Annotated in this window: 26 protein-coding genes; 15 read left to right on the top strand and 11 right to left on the bottom strand. The window is 38.5% G+C overall.

Going from position 1 to position 26,105, the window contains the following annotated elements:
- The 3 genes from BM107_RS23960 to cysS all read right to left on the bottom strand — a co-directional run.
- A partial coding sequence (locus BM107_RS23960) for an IS110 family transposase (protein WP_139222337.1) occupies positions 1-609 on the bottom strand: 609 nt, incomplete at its 3' end.
- Between the two features lie 196 nt (positions 610-805).
- Positions 806-1,663: a nuclear transport factor 2 family protein gene (locus BM107_RS23965; protein WP_090988140.1), complete on the bottom strand. Its 858-nt coding sequence runs from the start codon at positions 1,661-1,663 to the stop codon at positions 806-808.
- Positions 1,664-1,850: 187 nt separating this feature from the next.
- Positions 1,851-3,311 (bottom strand): cysteine--tRNA ligase, encoded by a 1,461-nt coding sequence (gene cysS, locus BM107_RS23970; RefSeq protein WP_090988142.1) that lies wholly within the window; start codon positions 3,309-3,311, stop codon positions 1,851-1,853.
- 387 nt (positions 3,312-3,698) lie between these two features.
- Between cysS and lipA the strand changes: the two genes are divergently transcribed.
- The 3 genes from lipA (at position 3,699) to BM107_RS23985 (ending at position 6,115) form a co-directional block, all read left to right on the top strand.
- Entirely contained in the window at positions 3,699-4,592 is an 894-nt protein-coding gene (gene lipA, locus BM107_RS23975; protein WP_090988144.1) for a lipoyl synthase, read from the top strand.
- A gap of 111 nt (positions 4,593-4,703) precedes the next feature.
- The gene (locus BM107_RS23980; protein WP_090988266.1) at positions 4,704-5,255 is read left to right on the top strand and encodes an RNA polymerase sigma factor; all 552 of its coding nucleotides are present in this window, start codon (positions 4,704-4,706) and stop codon (positions 5,253-5,255) included.
- A 2-nt stretch (positions 5,256-5,257) separates the two neighbouring features.
- Positions 5,258-6,115, top strand: a complete 858-nt coding sequence (locus tag BM107_RS23985) for an anti-sigma factor (protein WP_090988146.1) — start codon at positions 5,258-5,260, stop codon at positions 6,113-6,115.
- Positions 6,116-6,317: 202 nt separating this feature from the next.
- Here BM107_RS23985 and BM107_RS23990 read toward each other — a convergent pair whose 3' ends face one another.
- Positions 6,318-7,019: an AIM24 family protein gene (locus BM107_RS23990; RefSeq protein WP_090988148.1), complete on the bottom strand. Its 702-nt coding sequence runs from the start codon at positions 7,017-7,019 to the stop codon at positions 6,318-6,320.
- Positions 7,020-7,140: 121 nt separating this feature from the next.
- Entirely contained in the window at positions 7,141-8,637 is a 1,497-nt protein-coding gene (locus BM107_RS23995) for an NAD(P)H-hydrate dehydratase (RefSeq protein WP_244278901.1), read from the bottom strand.
- 165 nt (positions 8,638-8,802) lie between these two features.
- Here BM107_RS23995 and yiaA point away from each other — a divergent pair, with 165 nt between their 5' ends.
- Positions 8,803-9,213, top strand: a complete 411-nt coding sequence (gene yiaA / locus BM107_RS24000; protein WP_090988150.1) for an inner membrane protein YiaA — start codon at positions 8,803-8,805, stop codon at positions 9,211-9,213.
- Positions 9,214-9,289: 76 nt separating this feature from the next.
- Here yiaA and BM107_RS24005 read toward each other — a convergent pair whose 3' ends face one another.
- Positions 9,290-11,386, bottom strand: coding sequence for a M48 family metalloprotease (locus BM107_RS24005; RefSeq protein WP_090988152.1), 2,097 nt, complete (start codon positions 11,384-11,386; stop codon positions 9,290-9,292).
- 210 nt (positions 11,387-11,596) lie between these two features.
- Here BM107_RS24005 and BM107_RS24010 point away from each other — a divergent pair, with 210 nt between their 5' ends.
- From BM107_RS24010 to BM107_RS24025, 4 genes are all read left to right on the top strand, one after another.
- The gene (locus tag BM107_RS24010) at positions 11,597-12,316 is read left to right on the top strand and encodes a gamma-glutamyl-gamma-aminobutyrate hydrolase family protein (RefSeq protein WP_090988154.1); all 720 of its coding nucleotides are present in this window, start codon (positions 11,597-11,599) and stop codon (positions 12,314-12,316) included.
- Between the two features lie 75 nt (positions 12,317-12,391).
- Positions 12,392-12,781 (top strand): SpoIIAA family protein, encoded by a 390-nt coding sequence (locus BM107_RS24015; RefSeq protein WP_090988156.1) that lies wholly within the window; start codon positions 12,392-12,394, stop codon positions 12,779-12,781.
- A 219-nt stretch (positions 12,782-13,000) separates the two neighbouring features.
- A complete protein-coding gene (locus BM107_RS24020; RefSeq protein WP_090988158.1) occupies positions 13,001-14,950 on the top strand; it encodes a beta-N-acetylhexosaminidase in 1,950 nt (649 codons plus the stop codon).
- 1 nt (position 14,951) lies between these two features.
- Entirely contained in the window at positions 14,952-15,422 is a 471-nt protein-coding gene (locus BM107_RS24025) for a CYTH domain-containing protein (RefSeq protein WP_090988160.1), read from the top strand.
- Positions 15,423-15,467: 45 nt separating this feature from the next.
- On the opposite strand, the gene BM107_RS24030 is transcribed toward BM107_RS24025, so the two are convergent.
- The 3 genes from BM107_RS24030 to BM107_RS24040 all read right to left on the bottom strand — a co-directional run bounded on the left by BM107_RS24030 (position 15,468) and on the right by BM107_RS24040 (position 18,686).
- Complete coding sequence (locus tag BM107_RS24030; RefSeq protein WP_090988162.1) at positions 15,468-16,436, bottom strand: FKBP-type peptidyl-prolyl cis-trans isomerase; 969 nt, start codon at positions 16,434-16,436, stop codon at positions 15,468-15,470.
- A gap of 195 nt (positions 16,437-16,631) precedes the next feature.
- Positions 16,632-17,627: an FKBP-type peptidyl-prolyl cis-trans isomerase gene (locus BM107_RS24035; protein ID WP_090988164.1), complete on the bottom strand. Its 996-nt coding sequence runs from the start codon at positions 17,625-17,627 to the stop codon at positions 16,632-16,634.
- A gap of 48 nt (positions 17,628-17,675) precedes the next feature.
- Positions 17,676-18,686 (bottom strand): DHH family phosphoesterase, encoded by a 1,011-nt coding sequence (locus BM107_RS24040; protein ID WP_090988271.1) that lies wholly within the window; start codon positions 18,684-18,686, stop codon positions 17,676-17,678.
- Between the two features lie 241 nt (positions 18,687-18,927).
- Here BM107_RS24040 and BM107_RS24045 point away from each other — a divergent pair, with 241 nt between their 5' ends.
- From BM107_RS24045 to BM107_RS24055, 3 genes are all read left to right on the top strand, one after another.
- The gene (locus tag BM107_RS24045) at positions 18,928-19,347 is read left to right on the top strand and encodes a nucleoside-diphosphate kinase (protein WP_090988166.1); all 420 of its coding nucleotides are present in this window, start codon (positions 18,928-18,930) and stop codon (positions 19,345-19,347) included.
- A gap of 135 nt (positions 19,348-19,482) precedes the next feature.
- Complete coding sequence (locus BM107_RS24050; protein ID WP_090988274.1) at positions 19,483-20,256, top strand: BamJ family beta-barrel-assembly machinery protein; 774 nt, start codon at positions 19,483-19,485, stop codon at positions 20,254-20,256.
- A 432-nt stretch (positions 20,257-20,688) separates the two neighbouring features.
- Positions 20,689-20,865: a hypothetical protein gene (locus BM107_RS24055; protein WP_244278902.1), complete on the top strand. Its 177-nt coding sequence runs from the start codon at positions 20,689-20,691 to the stop codon at positions 20,863-20,865.
- A 99-nt stretch (positions 20,866-20,964) separates the two neighbouring features.
- Here BM107_RS24055 and BM107_RS24060 read toward each other — a convergent pair whose 3' ends face one another.
- Together BM107_RS24060 and recF are read right to left on the bottom strand one after the other, a co-directional pair.
- Positions 20,965-21,255: a DciA family protein gene (locus BM107_RS24060; protein ID WP_090988170.1), complete on the bottom strand. Its 291-nt coding sequence runs from the start codon at positions 21,253-21,255 to the stop codon at positions 20,965-20,967.
- A complete protein-coding gene (recF, locus tag BM107_RS24065; protein ID WP_090988212.1) occupies positions 21,248-22,351 on the bottom strand; it encodes a DNA replication/repair protein RecF in 1,104 nt (367 codons plus the stop codon). The genes BM107_RS24060 and recF overlap by 8 nt, the downstream gene beginning before the upstream one ends.
- Positions 22,352-22,456: 105 nt before the next feature.
- Between recF and BM107_RS24070 the strand changes: the two genes are divergently transcribed.
- The 4 genes from BM107_RS24070 to BM107_RS24085 all read left to right on the top strand — a co-directional run bounded on the left by BM107_RS24070 (position 22,457) and on the right by BM107_RS24085 (position 25,609).
- Positions 22,457-22,864, top strand: a complete 408-nt coding sequence (locus tag BM107_RS24070) for a hypothetical protein (RefSeq protein ID WP_090988218.1) — start codon at positions 22,457-22,459, stop codon at positions 22,862-22,864.
- Between the two features lie 123 nt (positions 22,865-22,987).
- Complete coding sequence (locus tag BM107_RS24075) at positions 22,988-23,653, top strand: tetratricopeptide repeat protein (protein WP_090988260.1); 666 nt, start codon at positions 22,988-22,990, stop codon at positions 23,651-23,653.
- Positions 23,654-24,602: 949 nt separating this feature from the next.
- On the top strand, positions 24,603-25,019 hold the full coding sequence (locus BM107_RS24080; RefSeq protein WP_090988262.1) for an IS110 family transposase: 417 nt from the start codon (positions 24,603-24,605) through the stop codon (positions 25,017-25,019).
- Between the two features lie 17 nt (positions 25,020-25,036).
- On the top strand, positions 25,037-25,609 hold the full coding sequence (locus BM107_RS24085) for a transposase (RefSeq protein ID WP_090988264.1): 573 nt from the start codon (positions 25,037-25,039) through the stop codon (positions 25,607-25,609).
- The last annotated feature ends 496 nt before the right edge of the window (positions 25,610-26,105 follow it).

The raw sequence follows: 26,105 nt of genomic DNA on the forward strand, positions 1-26,105 counted from the left end.
CGTAACCCGTTCACTTACAATCTGATCGCGCTCTCTTGTGAGTTGTTGGAGCACATGAAAGACTTTCTTGGGCCTGTGCCATTGATCAAGATTTCTTTCCAGCCCAAACTGTGCAATCGCCGCAGAACAGCTTTTATCTGTTATGGTTTTGTCTTCCAGTGTCCGAATGTAATTACTTATTTTATTTGGTAGAACAATCGTTACTTCACGGCCACGGTCATAAAGGTAAAAGGCAAATTTTTGATGATAGACACCGGTAGCTTCCATTACAAAACGAACTTTAAACTCATCACATGAAAGTTTTTTTGTCCAATCCAATAAGGCTAAAAAACCAGACTCATTGTTTTTGAAAACCTTGTGGGCATAAAGATCAATACTCAGATCATCCAACATCCTGCCGGCGGTAACTACCAACTCATTTTGTGCAACATCTACACCCAGTACTTCCTTCAATATTTTTTTCATCATTTTAAGTTTAATATAAAGTGATGAACCTCCCTTCGTTTTTTCTCCTGGTTGGATATCCTGGATATCATGACATACATAATTCCTTACATTCTGTTCAAACTCTAAGAGATAAAAAGGAAAGAGGTAGTATCTATCGGTCAATATACTTCATGAGTTATTTTGCCATCGGTCTACTCTCGATCCTTTTCACTTTATGCTTACTAAATTAAACATTGTAAACATAGGAGTTATCGGATCTGGGCTAAGCCCGAACGTTTCAGCAAACCATAGCAAATCACTAAATAAAAAAAGGGCCTCTTTTTATCGATAGCCCCTCTTTAATTCACATTTTTGTTGTTTATCTTTCTGCTGGCACAAAAGCCTGAACAATTAAATTCCAGCTCGCATCTGCTGCCTTTTCATAAACGAAAACGTAGTTAAAACTTTCCCGTAAATCGGCCTTGTAATCGATAGTGGCAACACCATAGGTATAAGCCAGATCACTGCCTATTGCTTTATCTACTCCAGTTGTTTTCAGGTTAATTTTGCTGATCATACTGTTATAAAAAGCAATAATTTTTCCCTTTCCGTCAATAGCCTCGTTCCCAGGAAAAAGCAAACGTGCATCGTTGGTTAAAAAGCCACCAAAAGCAGCAATACCATGTGTTTTTAATAAGGTATTTAATGTTTTTTCAGTGGTTAAGATAATTTCTTTCCCCGCCTTAATTTCTCTTTCATTCAAAAACTTCGGTGCAACGTGGTCTTTGGGTTCTATAAATGATGGCGTAACTTTCGCCAAAGGTTTATTGCTTTCCGTTCCTAAATCAATGGCTAATTTCCATCTGCCGTTTTCCGACTTCCAGATGGATAAGTATTGGCCATATTTTTTTTCTGAAGTACCAACTTCATATGCTCCGGTGGTAAAACCCAAGTCGCCACTGCGCGATACTTTTGCCAGATTTGGTGTCCATGTTACATCATTCTCTGCATTTGCCTTTGCTGCATAAAAAGTTTTGGCATTAACCGGGTTTGGCCTAAACACCAACGTACCGGTGGTTGAGTAGTCTATAAAAGCTTCTTTATCTCCATTTTTGGCAATTGACTTAGCAAAATCCTTTTCAGCATTTATTAAAGATTTGGTTGTTCCGTCGCTTTTTTGAGCAAAAGCACCTAAAGCTAAAAGCGAAGCGATTGCAGTTGAAAATAAGTTTTTCATTTATCAGTTAGTATAATATGTTTGGCGAATATAAAATTTTCTTTAATGCAAGGCCTTAAAAGTAATTAACAATTGCACATAAAGGCCTGTTTTAGGCTGTAATTCATCCTCACCACGCTTTACTTCAAAGCCAAACCGCCTGGCTGTAGAAATCAGCTCCGATTCTCCTGCTCAATACCCAAACTGCCTAAGCTTTACTCCAGGTAGTTCCCTCTTTGCCATCTTTAAGCTGAATGCCCAATTCCTGTAAACCAATACGGATCCGGTCAGAAGTGGCGTAATCTTTATTCGCTTTAGCCTCAGTTCTGAGGTTGATAACCATATCTAAAACGCCATTTAAGTCGTTGCTTCCGGCGTCCTCATCTTTTAAGCCTAAAATATCAAATACGAAATCATTGATAAGCTGCTTTAACTTTTCCAGTTCTTCTGCCGAGATTTTTCCCTTACCATCATAAACGGTATTGATAATCCTGACCGCCTCAAATAATTCAGCAACCAAAATCGGACTGTTAAAATCATCATTCATCGCATTAATGCATTTTTCTTTCAATGCATCGATATCAAAATCGTTTTGTTCGGAAACCGATAATTTATCCAACAAACCAATTGCCGACATTAAACGACGGAAACCTTTTTCTGAAGCATCCAATGCATCATTAGAGAAATCCAAAGTGCTGCGGTAATGCGCCTGCAACATAAAAAACTTTACCGTCATCGGGCTGTACCCTTTTTTTAGCAAAGGGTGATCTCCCGTAAACAACTCCAAAGGGAGAAAACCGTTACCAGCCGATTTGGACATGCGCGTACCATTTACCGTAAGCATATTGGTGTGCATCCAGTAGCGTGCAGGTTGTTTATGGCTGCAAGCTTCAGATTGTGCAATTTCATTGGTATGGTGAGTTGCTGCCAAATCCATTCCGCCACCATGAATATCAAACTCAGCCCCTAAATATTTGGCACTCATGGCCGAACATTCAATATGCCAGCCCGGAAAACCCATGCCCCATGGCGATTGCCACTGCATTAAGGTTTCAGGCTTTGCTTTGATCCACAAGGCAAAGTCTAACCTTCCGCGTTTCTCATCCTGTCCTCCCAGTTCGCGGGTATTGTTCAGCATATCTTCAAGGTTGCGGTTGGTTAAAATGGTATAATTATATTCCTTGCTATATTTTTCTACATCAAAATATACATTGCCATCCACCTCATAACCATAACCGTTGGCCATAATCACTTTAATCATTTCGATCTGCTCAATAATATGTCCCGTAGCAGTGGGTTCAATACTTGGTGGCTGCGTATTGAACATGCGTAATACATCATGGAAACCCAAAGTATATTTCTGTACAATTTCCATCGGCTCAAGCTGTTCCAGTTTCGCACGTTTTGCAAACTTATCATCACCTTCATCCCTATCGCCCTCCAAATGGCCTGCATCGGTAATATTACGTACGTAACGCACCTTATAGCCAGCATACTTCAGGTACCTGAAAATTAAATCAAAAGAGATAAATGTACGACAATTGCCCAGGTGCACATCGCTGTAAACAGTAGGACCGCAAACATACATCCCAACATTGGGTGCATTTAAGGGTTGAAAAAGTTCCTTTTTGCGCGAAAGCGTATTGTAAAGCTGTAAGCCAGTATTCATATTGCAAATGTAAGATTTAGTTAGAAAGTTAAAACCTTTAAAATTGTATTGTTGAGCATATGATTTTCAGTTAACCTCCGGGGGCATATCATCCCTTATTTTTTTGGGACGGATTTTAAAACGGTTTTATTTTTGGAAAAGGTGCTGTACTGCTCATCGGCAGCAGTAGTCCCTCTTTCCGCTATAGTCCCGATGGAAAAATCGGGAGCTGCCGCTTCAATAGGGTTTAGCTGGCAGGTTTTAGCACTTTAGGCAGCTAAACTAATTTACTTATATCTGGATACCATTTAATGATGAACCACAATTGGCCATATACCCCAACTATTATTACAACCCTCAAACATTTCGGCGTTGCAACAATTCAATCCTATTCATTAACTTTGTACCATGATTGATTTACCAGTAGTACCTGCTGTGACTGAAGTAAAGCGTAAACCAGATTGGTTACGTGTAAAATTACCTGTTGGTAAAGAATATGCGCAAGTTCGCAGTTTAGTAGACACACATAAGCTCCATACCATCTGCGAAAGTGGCAATTGCCCGAATATGGGCGAATGCTGGGGTGCAGGTACGGCAACATTCATGATTTTAGGGAACATTTGTACCCGCAGCTGTTCTTTTTGTGCGGTAGCTACCGGCCGCCCTTTGGCTGTTGACGTTGACGAGCCCAACCGCATTGCCGATTCGGTAAAATTAATGGGAGTTAAACACTGTGTAATTACTTCAGTAGATCGTGATGACTTAAAAGATGGGGGCTCAATCATCTGGGCTGAAACCTTACAAGCCATCCGCAGGGAAAGCCCGGTGACCACTTTAGAAACTTTGATACCCGATTTTAAGGGACAATGGGATAATTTATACCGTGTTTTAGAAGAACGTCCGGAAGTGGTTTCACACAATATGGAAACGGTTAAGCGATTAACCAGACAAGTGCGTATACAGGCAAAATATGATAGAAGCTTAGAAGCACTCAAAAGAATTTCGGAATTTGGTTTAAGAACAAAAACAGGTATTATGCTTGGTTTAGGCGAAACTGAAGAAGATATTTTCGAAGCGATGGACGATTTAGTGGCCAATGGCGTGCACATCCTCACCTTGGGCCAATATTTACAACCAACCCGCAATCACCATCCGGTGGTTGACTGGATCCATCCTGATACCTTTGCTATGTATAAGGAAGCCGGCTTGGCGAAAGGCTTAAAATATGTAGAAAGTGGTCCGCTGGTTCGTTCATCTTACCATGCAGAAAAACACCTTTTCCCGATTGAAGGGATAGTATAGTTCACTTACTCAGGTAAATGCAAAAAGTTTTATAATCGTATTCCTTGCAGGAATGTGTTTATAAAACTTTTTTTTGCTTTTGGTGTTGTGTATTGTATCTTAGTAACCATAGTGACTGCATTTAAAAAACTAACCCTAACTGAGCCAGAACTTGTGCTAGCACTGCAATCGAAAGATCAAGCGGTACTAAAAACATTATACAGTATGTATTCGTCAGCACTTTATGGCGTTATTTCACGCATTATTACCCATACCGAGCTTGCTGAAGATGTGCTACAGGAAACCTTTGTAAAAATCTGGCAATCTGCCGCACACTATGATCATACCAAAGGGCGTTTATTTACGTGGATGATGAATATTGCGCGCAATTTATCTATCGATAAATTACGTTCTAAAGATTTTAAGAATTCACTCAAAAACCAAGACATAGAAAATAACGTAAGTTTCGTTGATGAGCAAAACAAGGTTACTTTTAATCCCGATGTTCTTGGTGTTAAGCAACTTGTAAATAACCTTAAACCGGATTTGCAAGCAGTTCTTGATTTAGTTTATTACAAGGGTTTCACTCATGTGGAAGCCGCAGAAAAGTTAGATCTGCCATTAGGTACGGTGAAAACCCGGATCAGATTGGCTATTATTGAATTGAGAAGGAGTTTTAATTGAGCGTGGAAAATTTAAAAGCATATATCGAATCTGGAGTACTTGAACTGTATGTTTTGGGTGATTTATCACCTGAAGAAACATTGCGGGTGGAGGAAATGGCATCCCAATACCCTGGGGTAAGGGATGAAATAGCCGCTATTGAGCTAGCTATGGAAAAGTATGCTATGCAAAACGCCGTACAACCTTCTGCAGATATACAAACCAGATTATTTGAACAATTGGGATTGAATGACGCTGAAGCAAACGTAAATATTCAACCTGAACCAACTTATACAGACGAAGCAAAAATTATACGTTTGGATGGAAGTGATGGTAAAGTGAAAGTTTTGCGTTATGCATTAGTAGCTTGTATCGCTCTATTGGTAGTGAGTACAGCGGCATTATTTATTACATACAACAAATTAGCTGCCGCACATGACCAGATTGCCAGCTTAAACCTCGATAAACAGAAATTTGCAGGAATAGTAAGCAAGCTTGAGTTTGAAAACCAGGGCTTGGGCAATATGGCTGCAATGGCCGATAGCAAAGAATGGGCAACCATCCGTATGGCAGGACAGGCTTTTAGTCCAACGTCTAAAATGAAGCTGTACTGGAATAAAAAAGATAAAAGTGTATTGATTAATTATGTAGCAATGGATCTGCCAAAAACTGATGCCCAACACGAATATCAGCTATGGGCCCTGGTAAATGGCAAACCGGTAAGTTTAGGCCTCTTCGGAAAAACAGATTCTACGCATAATGAAGCGCTGGTAAAAATGCAGGCTACCCAGGAAGCACAGGCTTTTGCCGTAACCTTAGAGCCTATGGGCGGAAGTGTTAATCCAACAATGGACAAGCTAACCGTTATGGGCGGTGTTTAATTAGAAATTATTTAGCTATAATATTAAAAACCAGCATTTTATCAATGCTGGTTTTTTTTTGTTTAACTATCGTCACCCTGATCCGATAGCAATCGGATTTATTTCAGGGTCTTAATTGCAATAAAGATGCTGAAATAAATTCGGCATGACGACCTACACATTTTACTGACTACTGGTTAGCATGCCCACTAACCAAACAATACTATGACTTTGCTGCGTACTTCACTTCTTCGTAAGGCTGTACCAATACCCATCCTTCACCAAAAAATTCCAACTGAAAAGATTCGCCACTTCCCCGGCCTATAAAAGAGCCAAAAGTTAAATTGGTTTTAATGTTAGGCGTTAAGTTTTCTGACCAGGCTACTGTAGCATTTGGGTCAGTATACACAGGCTGATTACCGGTTACCCTTAATAAAATCGGTTCGCCGTGTGTAGTAATGGCAATATAACCGCTTCCTGATAATTTGACCTGAAATAAACCGCCGCTCATCATCCCAGCAATGCTTTTTAACATTTTTATTTCATTTTTTATATTCTCTTCCAATGCTAAAACATCATTACCATTTACAAAAACAGCTTCGTTTTGAAGTTTGATGATTTTAACTTTCTTGCCCTCATCTGCCAGATATAATTTGCCTGTTCCCATTGCATGCATGAGTGAAGTTCCTTCGCCAGAGATCGCTTTTTTTAATAAACCGCCCAACCCTTTACTCAATAGCCCTTCTCTTTTAAAATCGATATTTCCAATGTAAGCGACCATAGAACCGGCTTTTGCAAGGATTTTTTGATTTTTCAGGTTTACCTCCAACATGGCTGGTTTCTCTAACTCAAAAAAATCATTTTCATTTGGGTTCTCTGCCGATTCCTGAATGAGTTCATTTAAAGTGTATTCTCTTTGTGCCATAAAAATTTGTTTTCCTTTTTTAAGATATCTGTTAATTAAAATATTTGTGTAAAATCTAAATTGTGAACTGTAAGTATAGGGTGCTAATAAAGCTTTCTTTTTTAAAAAAACTGTATCGAAGCTATTTGGAGATGAGGGTTTTAATCTCTTTTGATATTTTAGCAGCGAGCTGCGACGCGGCAACGACAAACTGCTCCTCTGCTAAATTGTCGCCTGCCCGACCATGAATATAGCAGGCCAGAATAGCGGCCTCTGGTGCCGAATATCCCTGCGCTTTAAAACCTGTAATCATACCGGTAAGCACATCCCCCATTCCACCCTGTGCCATTGCCGGATTACCTGTAGGATTGATGAGTACCTTACCTGTTGGCAAACAGATAAAAGTATACTGGTTTTTAAGCACGATAACGATTCCTTGTTTTTTAGATCGTAATTGGGCCGTTTGCACCCTGTCCCACCAGTTATCGTGTTCGCCAAATAGCCGATCAAACTCTTTCACATGCGGGGTGATCACAGTATTCGTAACAAGTTTATCCATTAAATCGGGTCTTTTGCCTAAAATATTCAGTGCATCTGCATCAATAATCAGCGGAAGATTCGTAATAAGCAAACTTTCCAATAGTTTTTCATGATCAGCATCGGTACCTAAGCCTGGTCCAATCGCAATTGCCTGATATTTTTTGGGGTCTTCTATCCTCGTGTATTCATCTCTTGGCAGTGCCATTACCTCTGGCAAAGTAGTATTTAAGGCGGTTAATCCCCCTTGCGGAATGCAAGCAGTGGTTAATCCTGCCCCTGTATGTAAACAGGCCATAGCAGAAAGCAATGCCGCACCCATGGTATGGCTATTACCCGCTATAATCAAAGCGTGGCCGTAGGTGCCTTTATGACTGAACAATTTCCGGGGCTGCAGGATCTTCTCTATATCAGAGACTTCCAATAAATAGAAATCTGCATCCTGTTTTTGGATAAAAGCTTCATCCAGATCAATATCAGCTACCTCATATTTTTCCGTCGCCATGGCCGATTCAGGAAAGAAAAAATTAATCTTGGGTCTTTGAAAGCAAATGGTTTTATAGGCCTTTACTCCATTATAATCTTTTGGCAGTTTACCCTCAGCAAAAAAACCCGTAGGTACATCAACCGCATATACTTTTCTGTTCAGCTTATTTATGGTCCTCGCCAGCGCTTCAAATTCTCCGCTTAACGGTTTATTTAAGCCGGAACCTAAGATGGCATCAATAATGATATCGGCCTTCAGGTTTTTTAGATCTGCAGCCTGACTGATAATTGTTTTTTTACAGCGTGTTTCCTCCATCCGTTGCAGGTTGATCGCAAAATCCCCGCTTTGTTTTTCGCTGAAATCAACAATGTAAACTTTTAAATTCTCATATCCGTTAGCAAGAAGTAAATGTGCGATAGCCAGTCCGTCTCCCCCATTATTTCCCTTACCACAAAATATAGCTACGCTTTTACTGGTATCGAACTCCTCTCTCAAAAAGCACTGCACAAAAGCCCTTGCAGCTTTTTCCATCAAATCAATTGATGCAATGGGCTTGTTGGCTATGGTAAACTGATCAGCACTGCGCATTTGAGCAGAAGTAAGCAATGTTCGCATATGACTAAAATAAGAGTATACAGCTATAATGCAAAAGATGGGAATTTGTTTGGTTTTTTATATCTAAATACATCTGATTTAAAAACATTTTATATCAATTGCTTTTAATTTTATACCTTTTACCCATCTTTAGCTTTGTCTATCGAATTAAATTAAATCTCAAATATGAATCAAAAACCATCAAATGCATTTGTGGCGGCCTCCTGGATTGCCCTTGGCACCGGAATGATCGGCTTTATCGTGGGCCTGTGGCGTTCTGATATGCTTCTTAATGAAAAAGGATACTATTTTACCGTATTGATGTTTGGCCTTTTCGCGGTTATCTCTTTGCAAAAAGCTGTTCGCGATAAATTGGAAGGAATCCCTGTAACTGAGATCTATTATGGCATCAGTTGGTTTTCAACATTATTGACCATTACCCTACTGGTAATCGGTTTGTGGAATGCCACTTTGTTACCCAGTGAAAAAGGATTTTATGCTTTTGCATTTCTGCTTTCTCTTTTTGGTGCTATTGCGGTGCAGAAAAACACAAGGGACAACCAGATTGTGAATAAAAACAAAGATCAGGAAAGCTAAGTCGCTATAGTGACCAAAAACTAAAGCAGGCTTTTTGAAATTGCTTCATAAAGCCTGCTTTTTTATTTAAAAAAGATTAATCAGCAATTAAACTAACGCTTTTACTTCGATGTACGTTTACCAATTCTACTTGAAAATCCAGTAATTTCTTTTTGGACTTAAAATTTGTAACATTAATAATCTTTACAAATAACTGGATCGATTCAAAAAGTTCGTCTACCTGGAGATTAAAATAGCTACCGCCTGCAAAATACTTATAATCTGATGATGTAAATTTTTCGATCAGTTTTTTATCTTCTTCGTTTATCTGCTCACTGTACAAGGGGTTTGCGAGTAATTTTAAAAGTTCTTCTTTAAATTTAATTTCTTCATTCTTGACCAAATGCATCTGTTGTTCAATCGTTTCAATAGCTGTACGCGTATGCATGAAAGAAGTCGCCTGCGCAATTTTATGATGACAATTATTCTGGTCTTCTAAAAGTGAGTGGATGGCTTGATAGGTGCCATAAAAATTTACAAATTCTTCCTTTCGGCCTTTTTCAGCGGAAAGAGATAGAAAATATTCAAAGATCTGTATATCTAATTTCTTCAGTTGATCTTCCAAATCCCTGGATTCATTTTCTAAGCGACTAATTAAATCCCGACAACCATCCTGTGTGAATCTTTTTCCATCGTAATCAAAGGTTTTAACGTCAAAAGTCTTATCCTCAATCTGCTTAAGCAGATTTAAATCTTCATTAATACCGTCATGGAGATATATCAAACTTAAATTTTCATCGCTAAAAAAATCCTCAACATCTAACGCGATGGTAAATGTTGTTTTTTCAAATGCATCAGCACCGAGATCGTGAGGTGGATTTCTGAAATCAAAATAGCCATTATATAACTGGTGAAATGCATTTTGTCGCTGATTTTCAAAAAAACCTTCTTCAAACTTACTTAAATCTGAAATTAGAGGAGTATCTCCATAATCTACTGCATCAAAAAGCTTTTTTGTAATCTGTTCAAGTACTTCATCTTTATTGACCAACAAATCTATTGCTATACCGGAACCATAACTTTTCAACGGAAAATTCAGTTGCTTAAGATGTGTTACCCTATCTGCAGTACTTGGATGTGAAGACCATTGATCTTTCAGAACGAGTTTACTTTTATTGAATTTATTATAATGTTCTTCTGACACTATTGGAAGATTATGCACTGTCCTGATCTGCTGAAGACTGGCATAAAAATCCATCACAAATTTTTGCTGTGGAAAAATGTTATTGGTTTTTTCCTTATCCTTTATTTTATCATTATAATAGCTAAATACATTGTTCAGCGAATAGTCAGCAAGCTGTAAGCGGTGAAGAGCGGTAATCAAAGCATCGGAGCCGGCAATACTTGCCGCAACGGTGTCAGCATGAAATTCCATTTCCCTAGAAAGTGCCAAATGGTTCAGGTTAACAACATCGTAGATTTTTTTTAATATAAACTGTATTCCACCGGTTATTTTACCAGCTAACACAACAAAAAATGCGAAGTAATTGCTCACATTTGCGATCTGTTGGGCAAAATGACTGTAGCCTTCGTTATCGTAAAGTGTATTGTAGATCACTTGGTTAACATTATATACATAACTACCGGTACGCATACTCTTTTGTGAAAAATGCCCAAATTCATGTGCAAGAATTGCCTTTAGCTCATCGATTGATATCGTATTCATAAGCCCCAGGCCAATGTGCAGATTTTTTCTTACCGGAAGGAACATGCTCCAAAAACTGGAATCGTAAAATACTGAGGCATTAACCTCTGACGAAAAGTAAACCTTTTTAGGAAAATCAGTACCTACGGCGATCACAATTTCGTCAATCATTTTGAAAAGTGCCGGTTGTTCTGCTTTGGTAACCTGTGTTAAGTGAGAGCGGTCAATTTTGTTAACCTTGAATATAAACTTCACCAAAAAAATTAAGATTAACACGCCAAAACAGATCAATCCACCGCCAAGCATAATCGTAATTACCATCGGCTTGGCTACGATGAGCATAAGTCCAGCGTACGCTGAAAGGATAGTTAAAACCACCGCGGCAGAAACCAATAGCAGGTAGGTTACTACAAATAATAAAATAGCCAGAATAGATTTACGAGCCATTTTCTTAAAATTTGCAGAGGGTTGGAGCGCATTTTTGTACATAAAGATATTGTTTGGTAATGCAAGATAAGAAAACTGGTAAATGCTCAAAAGCACTTTAAAAAAATTAACAAATATTGCTGTAAGGTTAGTGAGGATAAGTGCTTCGAAATAATTGCCATCTTAAAACTAGTGTCAAAAGCCTTTTATTTATCACTTTAAGGGTAATTTTTGTAATCTTGTAATTCGTGAAATAGAACGAATATAATTGATATGGCTGATCAAATAATCATTGGCGTTACCGATTGCAGCAAATTCGACATCTATCGGGATTGGGTTTTATCCTATAGTGTAGATATAACAGTGATCCAGCTTGGATATAAACTCGATAATTTCGACGAGATTAAAAAATGTAATGGTATTGTCTTAACTGGTGGTGAAGATGTGCATCCAAGATTTTACGATCAGCCTGAATATTATGCTTACTGTTATGATGATGATGTAGACGAAAAACGCGATGAATTCGAATTTAAGATATTAACGTATACCGAAGCCAATTCTATTCCGGTTTTAGGTATTTGCAGGGGCATGCAGGTCGGAAATGTATTTTTTGGCGGCACCCTGATTCCCGACATCCCAACTTGGGGCAAATTTGATCATTCGAAAATGCATGATAAATCAGACCGCTATCATGAGATTATTGTAAATCCCACTTCATGGCTAAGCCAGATGGTGAATACCGATAAGGGATTGGTAAACAGCAACCACCACCAAAGTACCGATAAAACAGGAAAAGGACTCGTGGTGAGTGCCCTATCTCCTGATGGGGTTACCGAAGCCATGGAAAGGATTGAACCTCACGGAAAATCTTTTTTGTTATTCGTACAATGGCATCCCGAGCGGCTGAAAGATCAGCAAAGCCCTTTTTGCAAAAACATACATGAGGCTTTTGTTCACGCCATTAAGACCAGGCTCAAAAATGAAAGCAAATAGATATGCCGATAAATAGCGCTCTTTATGGGAAGGGAGTTTTGACAAACATGAGGCGATATTCAGTAAAGAAATAACATGGAAAGCGACAACATCAATCAACTTATAGAAGGCGAAATTGCCGATTATTTATTAACGGATGATGGCATACTGATTTCATACAGTAAAAGCGTTTTACGTACCGTAGAAAATATTAAGGCCAATGTTGAGCTGGTAAAGAAAATCACCAATAATAGGAAAGTTCCATTGTTAATTTATTTAAAAAATTCTCCCGTACCAGACAAAGAAACGCGAAAATTTTCAACCGAGCAGTTACCTCAAATCTATAAGGCCATGGCCATGGTTTCGAAACCTGGTTTGGCACAATTGATTATGAAGATTTTATTTAAGTTTCAGAACCCACCTATTCCGATTAAATCATTTACAGATAAAGAGAAAGCGCTGGAATGGCTGAGACGTTTTTTGTAAATAAAACAGCTCCATTTCCCGTAACGTCATAACAGTTTTCGGTTAAGTCTTCGCCTCCGGACTGACTAATCTCCAGCTCATCAACCTACTAATCTGCGTGCTTTGTGCCTCTCTCAGTAAACTCAGTGGTTAAATTGAGAAAACAAAAACCTCCAATTAAAATCTTTTTTAATAAATTGCAGATTATACTTATCCGGTCAATCCGCTTTAATTATTTTCATGAAAAAATTATTCCTGATTATCTCCTGCTGCTTTTTCGCAGCTAATATCTCCGCTCAGAATATTGTTACCGAAACTGAAATCGGCGCTGCAGAAAGTGAAGTGGTACCAACACCAATTGCCATTATACCTGAGCCTGTATCGTTGGTAAAAAAGGCAGGTACATTTACTTTGCCTGAAAATATAATTGTACAGGCGGCTAAAAGTACAGAATTAAAGCAATCCATTAATTATCTGTCTGACAGGATCACAACTGCCACGGGAAAATTTGTGAGTTCGGTAAGCAATTCATCCCATCCTACCATCAAACTGATTTTAAATACGCAGGAAGACGTACAACTGGGTAAGGAGGGCTATAAATTAAATGTTAACCCTACGCAGGTAGTCATCACAGCTAACCAGCCGGCCGGTATTTTTTACGGTATTCAATCATTACTGCAGCTTTTCCCAGCCGAAATAGAAAGTAAAGAGCTGGTAAATGGAATCAAATGGAAAGCACCCTGTGTTGATGTAATAGACTATCCGAAATTAGGCTGGCGAGGTTTGATGTTCGATGTTGCCCGTCATTTTTTTACCAAGCAAGAAGTAAAACAGTTTATTGATGGTATGGTACGCTATAAATTCAACCTTTTACATTTACACCTTGCCGATGATGAAGGCTGGAGGATTGAAATTAAAGGCTTGCCGAAATTAACCGAAATCGGTGCCTGGAGTGTTAAAAAAACCGGAACTTTCGGTGATTTTACTCCACCTGCACCTGATGAGCCCCGTACTTATGGCGGATTTTATACCCAGGACGACATTAAAGAACTTGTTCAGTATGCACAGGAACGTTTTGTAAACATATTGCCGGAAATTGATGTTCCGGGACATAGTTTAGCTATCATTGCCTCCTATCCAGAGCTATCATGCACACCTGAAGCCATTAATTATAAAGTTCGTTCAGGAGAGAAGATAATGGACTGGAGCCGTGGTGCGCCACCAACGGCCTTGGTTGATAATACACTTTGCCCGGCCAATGAAAAGGTTTACGTATTTTTAGATTCGGTACTTACCCAGGTAGCTAACCTGTTCCCTTTCGAATACATCCACATGGGTGGCGATGAAGCGCCGCATAATTTTTGGGAAAAGAACGATCAGATTAAAGCTTTAATGGTTCGTGAAGGCTTGAAAACCATGCCGCAGGTTCAGGCATATTTCGAAAAACGTGTAGAACAGATCGTGATTTCGAAAGGTAAGAAATTTATGGGTTGGGACGAGATTCTTGAAGGAGGAGTATCGCCAACAGCTGCAGTAATGAGTTGGAGGGGAATGAAATACGGGATCCAGGCCGCCAATGATAAACACAATGTGGTGATGAGCCCCACCGATTTCGCCTATCTGGACTATATGCAGGCTGACGCTATTACGGAGCCAAAAGTATATGCTTCGCTTAGGTTAAATAAAGCTTACCAATTTAATCCTGTTCCTGCAAGTGTAAATGCAAAGTACATTATTGGGGCACAGGCTAACCTTTGGACAGAGCAGATTTTCACTTTCCGCCAGGTTGAATACATGCTTTACCCACGTGCATTTGCTATTGCTGAATCCATTTGGAGCCCGATTGACAAGAAAAACTGGACAAATTTCGTCGATCGTACGCAACAGCATTTCAAACGATTGGATTTAGCAGAGATTAAATATTCACCTGCTATCTATGATCCGATTTTTACCGTAAAACGCAGCGCAGACAAACAGCTGATGGTAGAACTGACAACAGAAATAGATGGCTTAGACATTTACTACAGTTTTGACAACTCTACGCCTGACCGTTTTTACCCTAAGTATACGGCTGCATTACAGGTGCCTAAAGATGCCAGTATGTTGCGCGTAATTACCTATCGTGGTAAACAGCCTATCGGAAGATTGATCAGTATGCCTGTTGCAGATTTACAGAAAAGGGCAAGATAAAATGGGAAAAGAAATAGAGCGCAAATTTTTAATCCATCAGCCAGAGTGGGATAACTTAACTAAGCCAAAAGGGAAACTTTTAAGGCAGGGTTATCTGTTAACTGATCAAACTAAAACGATACGGGTAAGGGCAACAGAAACTAAAGGTTTTTTAACCATCAAAGGGCAAACCATTGGTGCGTCGAGGTTGGAATATGAATATGAGATTCCGGTTGGCGAAGCCACAGAATTGCTGGATAACTTCGCGGTTTCCGAGCTTTCGAAAACCCGGTACGAAATTGAGTTTAAGGGCAAACTTTGGGAAGTTGATGTATTTACCGGCGACAATGAAGGATTAATTGTTGCAGAAATAGAACTGGAAAGTGAAGATGAGCGTTTTGATTTACCAGATTGGATAAGTACCGAAGTTACCGAAGAGGCAAAATATTACAATTCTAACCTCACGGTTAAACCTTTTAAAGATTGGATTTAGATTGAAGACCTCGCAGGTTTTGAAAACCTGCGAGTCTAATAAATTTTATTTAGCTAATGGCAAAGCTGCATTTGGCTTAATAATACCTTTTAATTCGACATCGAAAACCAATGGTGTAAACGGATTGATGGGTCCGCCGCCACTTTCCCCAAAACCCAATTTAGAGGGCAAAATCATTTTGATCTTGCCACCAACTCCAATCATTTGAATACCCTGGATCACTCCTTGTGGCAATTGGCCCAATGGTAAGCCTCGTGGTACATATTGTACATTTTCGGAGAAAATACCAGCCTCTTTTGCAATTTTAGCATTTGAAGTATCAAAGACGTTTAATCCCCCATTTGATTTTTTATTGGTAAACTGGCCGGTGTAATCAATTAAAACTGTATCTGTTAAAGTGGCTCTTTCAGAGTTTCCAGGAGCATAAATCACATACTGCAAGCCAGACGGTGCAGTAGTCATCTTCAGGTTGTTTTCTTCAATATACTTAGCTATTTTGGCAGGCTCTACCGTTTTGTTTTTATCATTTAAAGCTTTGTATTCAGCTTCAAAAAAAAGTCTCTTCTTTGCTTCAAAAATAGAATCGGGATCCTTTCCTTTATGTAAAACCTTCTCAATTTTAATGGTAAATGACGCAATATTCGACTTTAACCCTTTTGGTTTCGGCTGACCTGAATATTTCTCCATCGAATCCAGGTTCAGTTTAAAGACAGCACTATCCCCTTCACCCAGCAGTTTTAGTCCAGAGGCCAAATCGCCTTTAAACATCGATTTACTAATGGCAAAGAATGCAGGACGTTCATTGTCGTATGTATTGACCATTACCGAATCGGGATTGTTGTTGGTTTCTACGGTTTGAACGCCATTTAGCTTTACATAATCACCTTCCTGAATTTTTGGCTTACCCTCACTTTGATAGATCTTGTAAGTCATATCTCCTTCACCCTTTTCGAACTTGTTACAAGCAGTTAGCCCTGATGCTGCTGCCAAGAGAATAATTATTCCTTTTTTCATTTAATATTTTAATTAAAAATTAGCCTATCACCCATTTACGGATAACAGGCTACTTTATCTGATCATACAAAGATAGGCTATAATAAGTTTTTAAAAATCTTTGGAAGGTTTTATTTCTATGTTCAGCGTCAAAAAAAGCAGGCAAAAAAAATCCTGCTTATCATGAATAAGCAGGATTTAAAACCTAATTAGATATTATTTTTTAACCGGAGCGGCCGTTACCGGAGCTGAAGTAGCTGCAGCTGGCTTTCCTTTGATGATATCTTTAATTTCAAGATCGAATGCAATCGGGCTGAAAGGCATAATACCAACCTGTGGTGCACCTTGTTCGCCATAACCTAAGTTAGATGGGATAATCACCTTTATTTTACCACCTTTACCGATTAATTGTAAAGCTTCAGTAAATCCTGGGATTGTACCGCCAACCGGCATTTTTTGAGGACCGTAAGGTTTACCTGGTTTAAATTCGTTTTCTGCTTTTGCCAGTTTCTCATCACTTGTATCGAAGATTTTGTATTTACCATCTTTACCTTTTTTAGTTACCCTACCAGTATATTCAATCAATACGGTATCGCCTAAAGCTGGTTTTTCTGCACTTCCAGGTTTTTCGATGATGTAGTGTAAACCACTTGCAGTTGTTTTAGTGGCCAGTTTGGTGTCTTCTAAATAAGCTTTTAATTTAGCTGGTTCAGCAGCTTTCTTTTTTTCAGAACTGGCTTTATAATCGGCCTGGAAAAACTCTTGTGCACGTTTGTTAAAGGTAGAATCGGCTTCGCCAGCTTTTTTCTTAATTACTTTTTCAACTTTTACCGTGAAAGTAATGTATTTATCATTTTTGAACTGCTCTGGTTTAGGTTGTTTACTATGAAATGCCATAGTATCCAGGTTTACCTTAAAAGTAGCACTATCGCCTTCTCCAAACAATGTTAAAACATCGTTCATATCGCCAGCATACATCTTTTTCTGTGCAGGAAAAACCGCAGGTGTTTCACTTTCGAAGGTGTTTGCCAAAACCGAATCTTTATCATTTTTTTGAATAAAATTCATTTTCACGATATCACCCTCTTTGATTTTTTCGTTACCTGCCGAGTGATGGATTGTATACAATAAGCCTCCAGCTCCCTTTTTCTCTTGTTTACATGCTGCTAAACCTAAAGTGGCTGCTGCTAGAATAATAATTCCCTTTTTCATTTATTAATTTGACTTTTTAAAATTTTTATTGTTTTAATTTCTTGTTTTCTAAGCTATCAATTGTTCTTTATATTCTGCTAATATTGATTTAAATTCGTTTACAACATCAGCTAACGGTTTTTCTGATGCACCACCCGCCGCATTCCTGTGCCCACCGCCATTGAAATATTTCTTGCAGATTTCATTAGCCGGAAAATCGCCGGTAGACCTCACCGATAATTTTACTTTATCAGTACGCTCTATAATCAGCGCAGCCAAACGGATGCCGTTAATGGAAAGTGCATAGTTTACCACACCTTCCGTATCGCCGGTAATGCTATGGTATTGTGCCAATTCTTCTTTAGTAACCGAAATAAGGGCGGTATTATAATCTCTTAAAACCTCCAGTTTATTAGACAGGCAATACCCTAAAAAACGCAGTCGGTTTTCGCTTGAGTTATCGTATACCAATTCGTGTATTTTCGATTGGTCAGCCCCCAGATCAATCAGATTTGCAGCAATGCGATATACTTCAGCTGTTGCTGATGAGAAGCGGAACGACCCAGAATCGGTCATGATTCCTGTGTACAGGCAAGACGCTACATCTTTGTTAATCAGCTCACCATCTTGCAACTGGTTCACAATAAAATCATAAACCAATTGTGCTGCAGCACAGGCATTGATATCCCAATGGCGATAGTCGTCAAAATCTTCTGGTTCAAGATGATGATCGATCATAATCTTTTTGGCACCAGCGGCCCTAACTAATTCGCCTAATTCATTGATACGGCTTAAGGTATTAAAGTCAAGGCAGAATATGAGTGAAGCTTCATCCACCAGTTGTGCAGCCTTTTCCTGTGCTTCTGTAAAAATAATTACATCGCTGTTATTTGGCATCCAATGCAAAAAAGTAGGATAATCCGTTGGTGTAATTACCTTAACATGGTGGCCTTTCTGAATTAAATATCCATACAAACCCAGGGATGATCCCATCGCATCACCATCAGGCTTGTGATGCGTAGTGATCACAATACGTTGTGGCGTAGCCAATAATGTTTTTAATTCAGTTAGTGTAAGCATATATTTTTGCGCTGCAAAGCTAAGTAAATTTTGATTAGGATTTAAAGATTTTAGGATTAGCAGGATTATAGTTTTAAAAGAGATCATGTATATGGATAGTACTATTAGCCGGATCATCTATAAAACAAGCCTAATAAGCTATTTTAAACTATTTTACCTTCTAATCTCTGCTGAAAAAATATGCTTATTGGTTATTCGTCAATTAAAACGTATTTTTGCAGAAAATTGATATCAAAACACAATGAGTACTAACAGAACTTTCACCATGATTAAGCCTGATGCTGTAGCAAACGGCCATATTGGATCAATCATTAACGACATTACTAATGCTGGTTTCAAAATCATTGCATTAAAATATACCAAACTTACACCAGAAACTGCTGGTCAGTTTTATGCTGTTCACGCTGAGCGCCCGTTTTATAAAGATTTAGTAAGCTTTATGTCTTCAGGACCAATTGTTGCCGCTATTTTAGAAAAAGACAATGCAATTGAAGATTTCAGAAAATTGATCGGTGCTACTAACCCAGCTGAAGCTGCTGAAGGTACAATCCGTCAGAAATATGCAAAATCGATTGATGCAAACGCGGTTCACGGATCAGATTCTGATGAAAATGCAGAAATTGAAGGTAACTTCTTCTTCAAAGCAGACGAACGTTTCTAACTGCCGACACAAAAAATTTACAATAAAACCCCGAATATTCGGGGTTTTATTGTTTTATCTATTTTGTATCTTTCGGCCTTAAAATATGATCCATCAGTTATACCTGCTGGAATTAATTACAACATAAAACAAACAATGAAACGAATTTTATTAGCGGTATGTTTATCTGGTATCGCTGGTGCATCTTATGCGCAAACCAAAACAACAGCAAAAAAACCAGCTGTAAAAAAAACGACCGCAGTAACCAAAACATCAACTTTAAAAATGGGTGGCTTAAAATCGGCCTTAGACTCTACCAGTTACGCTTTTGGCACATCAATCGGAGCCAGTTTAAAAACAACCGGCCTTTCTACCTTAAATTACGATGTATTATTAAAAGGCCTGAAAGATTCATTTACCGGCGATAAGGTTTTGTTAACGCAACAGCAGGCCCAACAATGTATAAGCGAAGCGATAACAAAGGCATCATCAATAAAAAACAAGGCTGAAGAAGCTGCAAACAAAATTAAATATGCACCAATTATGAAAGAAGGACAAGATTTCTTAGAACAGAACAAAAAACGTGCGGGTGTACAAACCACTGCAAGTGGCTTACAATATGAGGTTTTAACTGCCGGTACCGGCGTTAAACCACAGGCAACCGATTCGGTACTGGTACATTATAAAGGCACTTTATTAAATGGAAAACAATTCGACAGTTCTTATGACAGAGGTGAGCCGATTTCTTTCCCGCTGAACCGGGTAATTCCGGGATGGACAGAAGGTGTTCAACTAATGCCTGCAGGTTCAAAATACAAATTCTTTATCCCGTACAACCTGGCTTATGGTGAACGCGGTGCAGGAGCAGACATTCCTCCTTACAGCACTTTGATTTTTGAAGTAGAACTGTTAAAGGTTAACGGGAAATAAATTGAAATGTGAGATGGTATATGAAATGGAAAATGTGAGGTAGACCATCTAATGAAATTACCAGAAATCGTCTTCTCAAGCAAGCATAGGCAGTTTGAGATGACGATTTTTTTTGAAGAACTATGCAGTCTGTTACCAGCTGACTGTTTGTTTAAACAAGAATGATTTTCAAAATGGACTTTTCCATTGTGTCAGATGGAAACATCCGACACCACATTTAGACCATACTGTGCGGTCAGCTGTTACCGGCTGACTGTTTGTTTAAACAAGCGTGATTTTCAAAATGGACTTTTCCATTGTGTCAGATGGAAACATCCGACACCACATTTAACCCTATCTAAAGATGCTGAGACAAGTTCAGCAAGACAGAATCCAGGAATTTTTAAAACTTTCTTCGCTATTCAATGTTAGCTATTACAAATTAACATGAATATGAAAAAAGCATTCCCTTTAGTACTGATTGCATTTTTATGCACCACCTTAAGCAGTTGTGAACTGGTAGAAGGTATATTTAAAGCCGGCGTTTGGGTAGGCGTAATTGTAGTGGTAGTAGTAGTGGCGCTGGTCATCTGGATTTTGGCCAAAATATTTGGCGGAGGCAGGAGTTAGTTTAGTCCTGAGTCCAAAGTCTATAGTCGTTAGTCGGGATGATCAGTCCTATTAAAATATAAAGGGCAGAAACTTTAAGCTTTTGCCCTTTTGTACCCCTTATAAAAATACCATTTCGGTAATCACCTCGCTACCGGCATGCTCATTCAGTTTCTGGATAATCCCCTGTCTTACCATAATCAGTTCGTTTTTGATCACGGAAGATTCTATCCTCAAAAAAAGTCGTTTATCATGAATGTAAATCTGCTTGGTTCTGTTGGCAATTGCAGTACCCATAATCTCAGGCCAGACGGATAAGATTGAGGTTTCATCGAACTTACGTCGTAAACGGTATACGTCAAGCATTTTGCCGATCGCATCTTTTAAGGTAACATCGTTGGGTTTACGCATTTTGTATGGTTCCGTTATCTACTTCGAACAAAGTTACATCAACTTCTATTTTTTCAAAAATGGATTTCACTCTTTCTTTCCCGGTATCTGTAATAAATATCTGTCCGAAATCATGGTGTGAAACCATTTGCATGAGTTTTTGAACGCGGTTATCATCGAGCTTATCAAAAATATCATCCAAGAGAAGTAGAGGCTTAAACCCCTTGTTTTTAGAAAGATAAGCATATTGTGCTATTTTTAAAGCTATTAAGAAAGACTTTTGCTGCCCTTGCGAACCAAACTTTTTTAAAGGCATTCCGCTGATCACAAAAGCCAGTTCATCTTTGTGGATACCAGTTGTGGTCCGCTCCAATATACGATCTTTCTCTACCGACTTTTTTAACAACTCTTCAAAAGATGCATCATTCAATTGCGATTGATAGTTCAACTCTACAATTTCCTTGTTTTCAGTAATATAGGTATAGTATTGATTAAACAGTGGAATAAACTCATCCATAAAAGCTTTACGGACAGCAAATATTTTGTTGCCGGCTATAACCAGCTGTTCATCTAAAATTTCGAGCAGCGTAGGATCATATTTTCTGGTAATGGCAATCTGTTTTAGCAAAGCATTCCGGTTCAACAGGATGCGGTTGTAGGTAATCAGTTGATCCAGGTAATGTGCATCGGTTTGCGAAATCACATTATCGATAAACTTTCTCCGCTCCTCGCTGCCTTCCATAATCAGGTTTACATCATAGGGAGAAACCATTACCACCGGAAAAAGGCCAATATGATCGGCCAACTTATCATATTCTTTCTTATTTCGTTTAAATTGCTTTTTCTGGTTTCGCTTTACGCCACAAGAAATTTTTTCATTTTTTTCATTGCGGTCAAAATCGCCCTGGATCATGAAAACCTCTTCATTGGTTTTGATCTGCTGGCTATCGATGGGATTAAAGTAACTTTTACACAAACAGAGGTAGTGAATCGCATCAAGCATATTCGTTTTGCCAGCGCCGTTATTACCCGTAAATACGTTTACAGTTTCCGAGAAATGGAGATCTGCATCTGTATAATTCTTAAAATTTAAAAGGGTAATGTTTTTTAACCACATAAATATGTCACAAATTTACCCTTTTTTAACTTCTTAAAACCCATTGTTTAAAATAAACGTTAATAAGATTTAAAAAAATTGTACTTTCATCGCAAGGAGGAATCAATGGTTGCACAAAAAATGCTGGAAGGAAATGTTCTATGGTCTTATGATCATGAACTAAACAGCAATAAAAATTCGAACTGGGTAAAAAAAATAGCGGAGTTATTTTCATTTTTAAAACCTGTCCATAATCACGAGGGCGACATTTTACTAGCCTCCAATGGTATTTTCATTACCGGGGATGAACAATTGGAACTACCATTATCCCATATTGAAGAGGTTTATATGGGATTCGACGATTTATTCCCAGCTTCATCAGCCAAAAACTTTGGTGCATTCTGGCAGCCGATCAGAATCAGGTCTGTGTTAAGCAATTCTGAAAGCCAGACCGTGTACCTGGTCATTAACCATACCGGGATTTTTAGCGATAACCAAACCTGGTTTAATACACTTATTAGCTTGCTACGCTAATGACCTTGATGATTTTACGAACTGAACGCCTAATTAACTAATGTTTAATTAAATACTTCAAAATAAAGGTTGATACTTTGATTGAAAAATGTATTTTTGCAATCTTAAATTTTTTAAACAAACATGTCTACAACAGATAACCAGACAATTCAACCAACTAAAAAAGGTTCATTTTTACAAGAGAATAATAAGAGCTTACTGTTTATCGCAGGTGCTGTAGTTTTATTAGTTTTAATATATCTTTGGTATCAAGGCGTGTATTTAAAAGGGCGTGCTGAAGAAGCCGCCAGCAAAATGTATAAAGCAGAGCAGTTTGTTGGTGTAGATTCATTATCGAACAGAGCAGTTAAAGGCGAAGGTGGTTACCCGGGTTTTGAGCAGATTGCTAAAGAATATGATAACACCAAATCGGCAAACCTAGCTAACCTTTATCTAGGCGGCATTTACTTACGTAAAGGCGAATATAAACAAGCAATAGAGGCATTAAGCAAATATAGCGCTACCGGCAGCCCGGTTGCAGATCCATTGGCTTTAGGTTTATTGGGTGATGCTTACAGCGAATTGAAAGACTACAAACAAGCGACCACTTATTATAAAAAAGCGGCTGATAAAGCCAGTAAATTTACTTCACCTATGTTTTTAAAGAAGCTAGGATTGGTTAATGAAAGCCAAAATGATTTTAAAGGTGCGGTTGAAGCTTATACCAAAATAAAAACGCAATATCCGGAGAGCGCAGAAGCACAATTAATTGATGCTTACATTGCAAGAGCTCAGGAAAAAGTTAAATAAACAAAACTAAACATACTTAGCGGAAAGATCATCGAAAGATGGTCTTTTTTTGTTTAGTGTTTTTGAAATAATTCCGTCATTTCGACTGAAGTGCAACGAAATGGAGAAATTCTATAACAGCAGCTAATACATCGTTCAGTTGTGTTAAAATGACAAACCCATTCCATGATTTGCACCTCACCAAACTGCATAAAAAATTTCTTTTTTCTTTTTCTGGAAATCAGGTACAGATGCGTTTAGGTTGCTGCAGTCCCGCTCTCCGTTAATCCGATGCAAATTGATCTGGTATGGTAATTTATCGAAAAGCATCGGAACTACTGCGATCGGGTTTAGGTGGCGCGGATCGTAGTACTATTTTGGGTTGTATGGTGTACCTATTTATTTACCATATAAGGTATTAAAGGACACATGAGCTTTAATTTTCTTATATTTCTTACATGGTTAATATTCTTTGCTAATAAATGATCCGAAGCTATACCATGACAGAATCCACTAGTTCGATCGTCATCTCGACTGTAGCACAGCGAAATGGAGAGATCTATAACAACAAATTACAGTCAAAATCGATCTCCAACTTGCTCGCCTGAACAAGCTGCATAAAAACTTACTTCTTTTTCTGGAAATCAGTTACAGATGCGTTTAGGTTACTGCAGTCCCGCTCTCCGTTAATCCTATGCAGATTGATCTGATAGGTAATTTATCAAAAGCATCGGAACTACTGCGATCCCTTAGGTTTGATTATTCTTAAAAATATCGGAATTTTAATATATAAAAACCTTAACGGCAGTGCTGCACTTTGGCTCGATCTAGGTTAAAGACCTAAAACCCATATTAGAGCACTGCCGTTTGTTGAACAAGAACCATATAGAATTTTAGTCTGGCATGACCATTAAGGGATTTAGTTTTATTCAACATGAAGGTTTGTTTTTCCACTTAACAACTCAAAGTTATGAATTACAGATTATTTGCGGGCATCGACGTTTCAAAAATAAAAATAGATGTCGTTTTTTTTCTTGCTGAGGATCCTGATGAGCAGCTTCATGGCACCTTCAGCAATAATGAGGAAGGCTGTGCCGAAATGATGGCCTGGATGCAGGATCTTACCGGTCTTTCGATTGCTGAGATGCTTTTTTGCGCAGAGGATACCGGACTTTATACACTTCCGATCTGTACATTTTTTGATGGACAAGGCGGGAACCTGTGGGTTGAAAACGCCCTGAGACTGAAACGTTCTCTTGGCTTAAAACGTGGCAAGTCTGACAAGGCAGATGCTGCTGAAATAGCTAATTATGGTTTTTTGCACAGACGTAAAGCTATTCTTTTCAAACTTCCGAGCAAAACGATAAGTAAGCTAAAGCATTATTGAGCTGTAGAAAGCAGCTTGTGAAGCAACAGACCGCATTAAAGAATGCAAGTGGAGAACTGGAGGCCTTCGATGTAGATTCAGCCGATTTTACATTAGGGATTAGAAAGTCACTAATCACAGAATACGACAAAAAAATTGACATGATTGAAACGGAACTCCTAAGCTGTGTAAAAGCGGACAAACAACTTGAAAAGCAATATGGTCTGGTCAACTCTGTATATTGTATAGGTCCTCAAACAGCGATGTTTATCGTGGTCCTTACTCAAGGGTTCACTCTATTTGATGACCCCAGGAAGTTTGCCTGTTATTGTGGTATCGCCCCATTCGGAAATACCTCTGGAACAACATTAAAGGGAAAGCCAAAGGTTAGCCATCTGGCCAATAAAAGGATAAAAACGCTACTTACTATGTGCGCCCTCAATACAATCAAAAAAGATAATGAGTTCAAAAGATATTATGATAGAAAGATAAAAGAAGGAAAGCATCATTCAGCTGTTCTAAACGTATTAAGGAATAAACTTATCAGCAGAGCGTTTGCAGCAGTATTGAAAGACAGACCGTATCAGATAGATCTGTATATTGCGGCCTAAAATATTTCATATTTTATTTGCAAAAACCATAAAATACGGGTTTAGGTGGCCAGGATAGTACTACTATTTTGGATTGCATTGTGCAGAGAGCTGAAATTGCCTATTTGTTTAGAATATTAGGCATTAAGGGCTTACATGTTCTGATATTTCTTATGTGGTTATATTCTAGGCTTATAAAAGATCCTTCGCTGCGCTACCATTGACGTTATTTTGTAATTACCTATTAATGAGCAGAATGCGGCATCATGCATTTCCGTATAGCTAGGCCATAGCACCGTATCACCGTTCTACTTAAAACCGGCCTAATAAATTTTTCGGACTGCACTGTTCTAGCCATAACACTGGCTTTGAAAGAAAAATTTTCAGCCGGCATTTTTTGTTACTTTTTGATGCCAAAAAGTAAGAGCCCTTCGGCGGCGGTGAGCCGAGGCAAGAATTGTGCGAAGGAAAAAACGTCAATCATATTGATTTTTATATCATAAATTATCCCTCAGGA

Origin of the sequence: Pedobacter suwonensis (assembly GCF_900111825.1) — a bacterium.
Classification (GTDB): Bacteria; Bacteroidota; Bacteroidia; order Sphingobacteriales; family Sphingobacteriaceae; genus Pedobacter; species Pedobacter suwonensis.

Excerpts from the sequence above, each read along its gene's own strand:
- BM107_RS24030 (WP_090988162.1), bottom strand. The coding sequence starts at position 16,436 with ATGAAAAAAGGAATAATTATTCTCTTGGCAGCAGCATCAGGGCTAACT.
- BM107_RS23965 (WP_090988140.1), bottom strand. The coding sequence starts at position 1,663 with ATGAAAAACTTATTTTCAACTGCAATCGCTTCGCTTTTAGCTTTAGGT.
- BM107_RS24055 (WP_244278902.1), top strand. The coding sequence starts at position 20,689 with ATGAAAAAAGCATTCCCTTTAGTACTGATTGCATTTTTATGCACCACC.
- recF (WP_090988212.1), bottom strand. The coding sequence starts at position 22,351 with ATGTGGTTAAAAAACATTACCCTTTTAAATTTTAAGAATTATACAGAT.
- BM107_RS24070 (WP_090988218.1), top strand. The coding sequence starts at position 22,457 with ATGGTTGCACAAAAAATGCTGGAAGGAAATGTTCTATGGTCTTATGAT.
- cysS (WP_090988142.1), bottom strand. The coding sequence starts at position 3,311 with ATGAATACTGGCTTACAGCTTTACAATACGCTTTCGCGCAAAAAGGAA.
- BM107_RS24040 (WP_090988271.1), bottom strand. The coding sequence starts at position 18,686 with ATGCTTACACTAACTGAATTAAAAACATTATTGGCTACGCCACAACGT.
- lipA (WP_090988144.1), top strand. The coding sequence starts at position 3,699 with ATGATTGATTTACCAGTAGTACCTGCTGTGACTGAAGTAAAGCGTAAA.
- BM107_RS24045 (WP_090988166.1), top strand. The coding sequence starts at position 18,928 with ATGAGTACTAACAGAACTTTCACCATGATTAAGCCTGATGCTGTAGCA.
- BM107_RS24080 (WP_090988262.1), top strand. The coding sequence starts at position 24,603 with ATGAATTACAGATTATTTGCGGGCATCGACGTTTCAAAAATAAAAATA.
- BM107_RS24035 (WP_090988164.1), bottom strand. The coding sequence starts at position 17,627 with ATGAAAAAGGGAATTATTATTCTAGCAGCAGCCACTTTAGGTTTAGCA.
- BM107_RS24020 (WP_090988158.1), top strand. The coding sequence starts at position 13,001 with ATGAAAAAATTATTCCTGATTATCTCCTGCTGCTTTTTCGCAGCTAAT.
- BM107_RS24075 (WP_090988260.1), top strand. The coding sequence starts at position 22,988 with ATGTCTACAACAGATAACCAGACAATTCAACCAACTAAAAAAGGTTCA.
- BM107_RS24015 (WP_090988156.1), top strand. The coding sequence starts at position 12,392 with ATGGAAAGCGACAACATCAATCAACTTATAGAAGGCGAAATTGCCGAT.
- BM107_RS23995 (WP_244278901.1), bottom strand. The coding sequence starts at position 8,637 with ATGCGAACATTGCTTACTTCTGCTCAAATGCGCAGTGCTGATCAGTTT.
- BM107_RS24010 (WP_090988154.1), top strand. The coding sequence starts at position 11,597 with ATGGCTGATCAAATAATCATTGGCGTTACCGATTGCAGCAAATTCGAC.
- BM107_RS24060 (WP_090988170.1), bottom strand. The coding sequence starts at position 21,255 with ATGCGTAAACCCAACGATGTTACCTTAAAAGATGCGATCGGCAAAATG.
- BM107_RS23990 (WP_090988148.1), bottom strand. The coding sequence starts at position 7,019 with ATGGCACAAAGAGAATACACTTTAAATGAACTCATTCAGGAATCGGCA.
- yiaA (WP_090988150.1), top strand. The coding sequence starts at position 8,803 with ATGAATCAAAAACCATCAAATGCATTTGTGGCGGCCTCCTGGATTGCC.
- BM107_RS24050 (WP_090988274.1), top strand. The coding sequence starts at position 19,483 with ATGAAACGAATTTTATTAGCGGTATGTTTATCTGGTATCGCTGGTGCA.
- BM107_RS24005 (WP_090988152.1), bottom strand. The coding sequence starts at position 11,386 with ATGTACAAAAATGCGCTCCAACCCTCTGCAAATTTTAAGAAAATGGCT.
- BM107_RS24025 (WP_090988160.1), top strand. The coding sequence starts at position 14,952 with ATGGGAAAAGAAATAGAGCGCAAATTTTTAATCCATCAGCCAGAGTGG.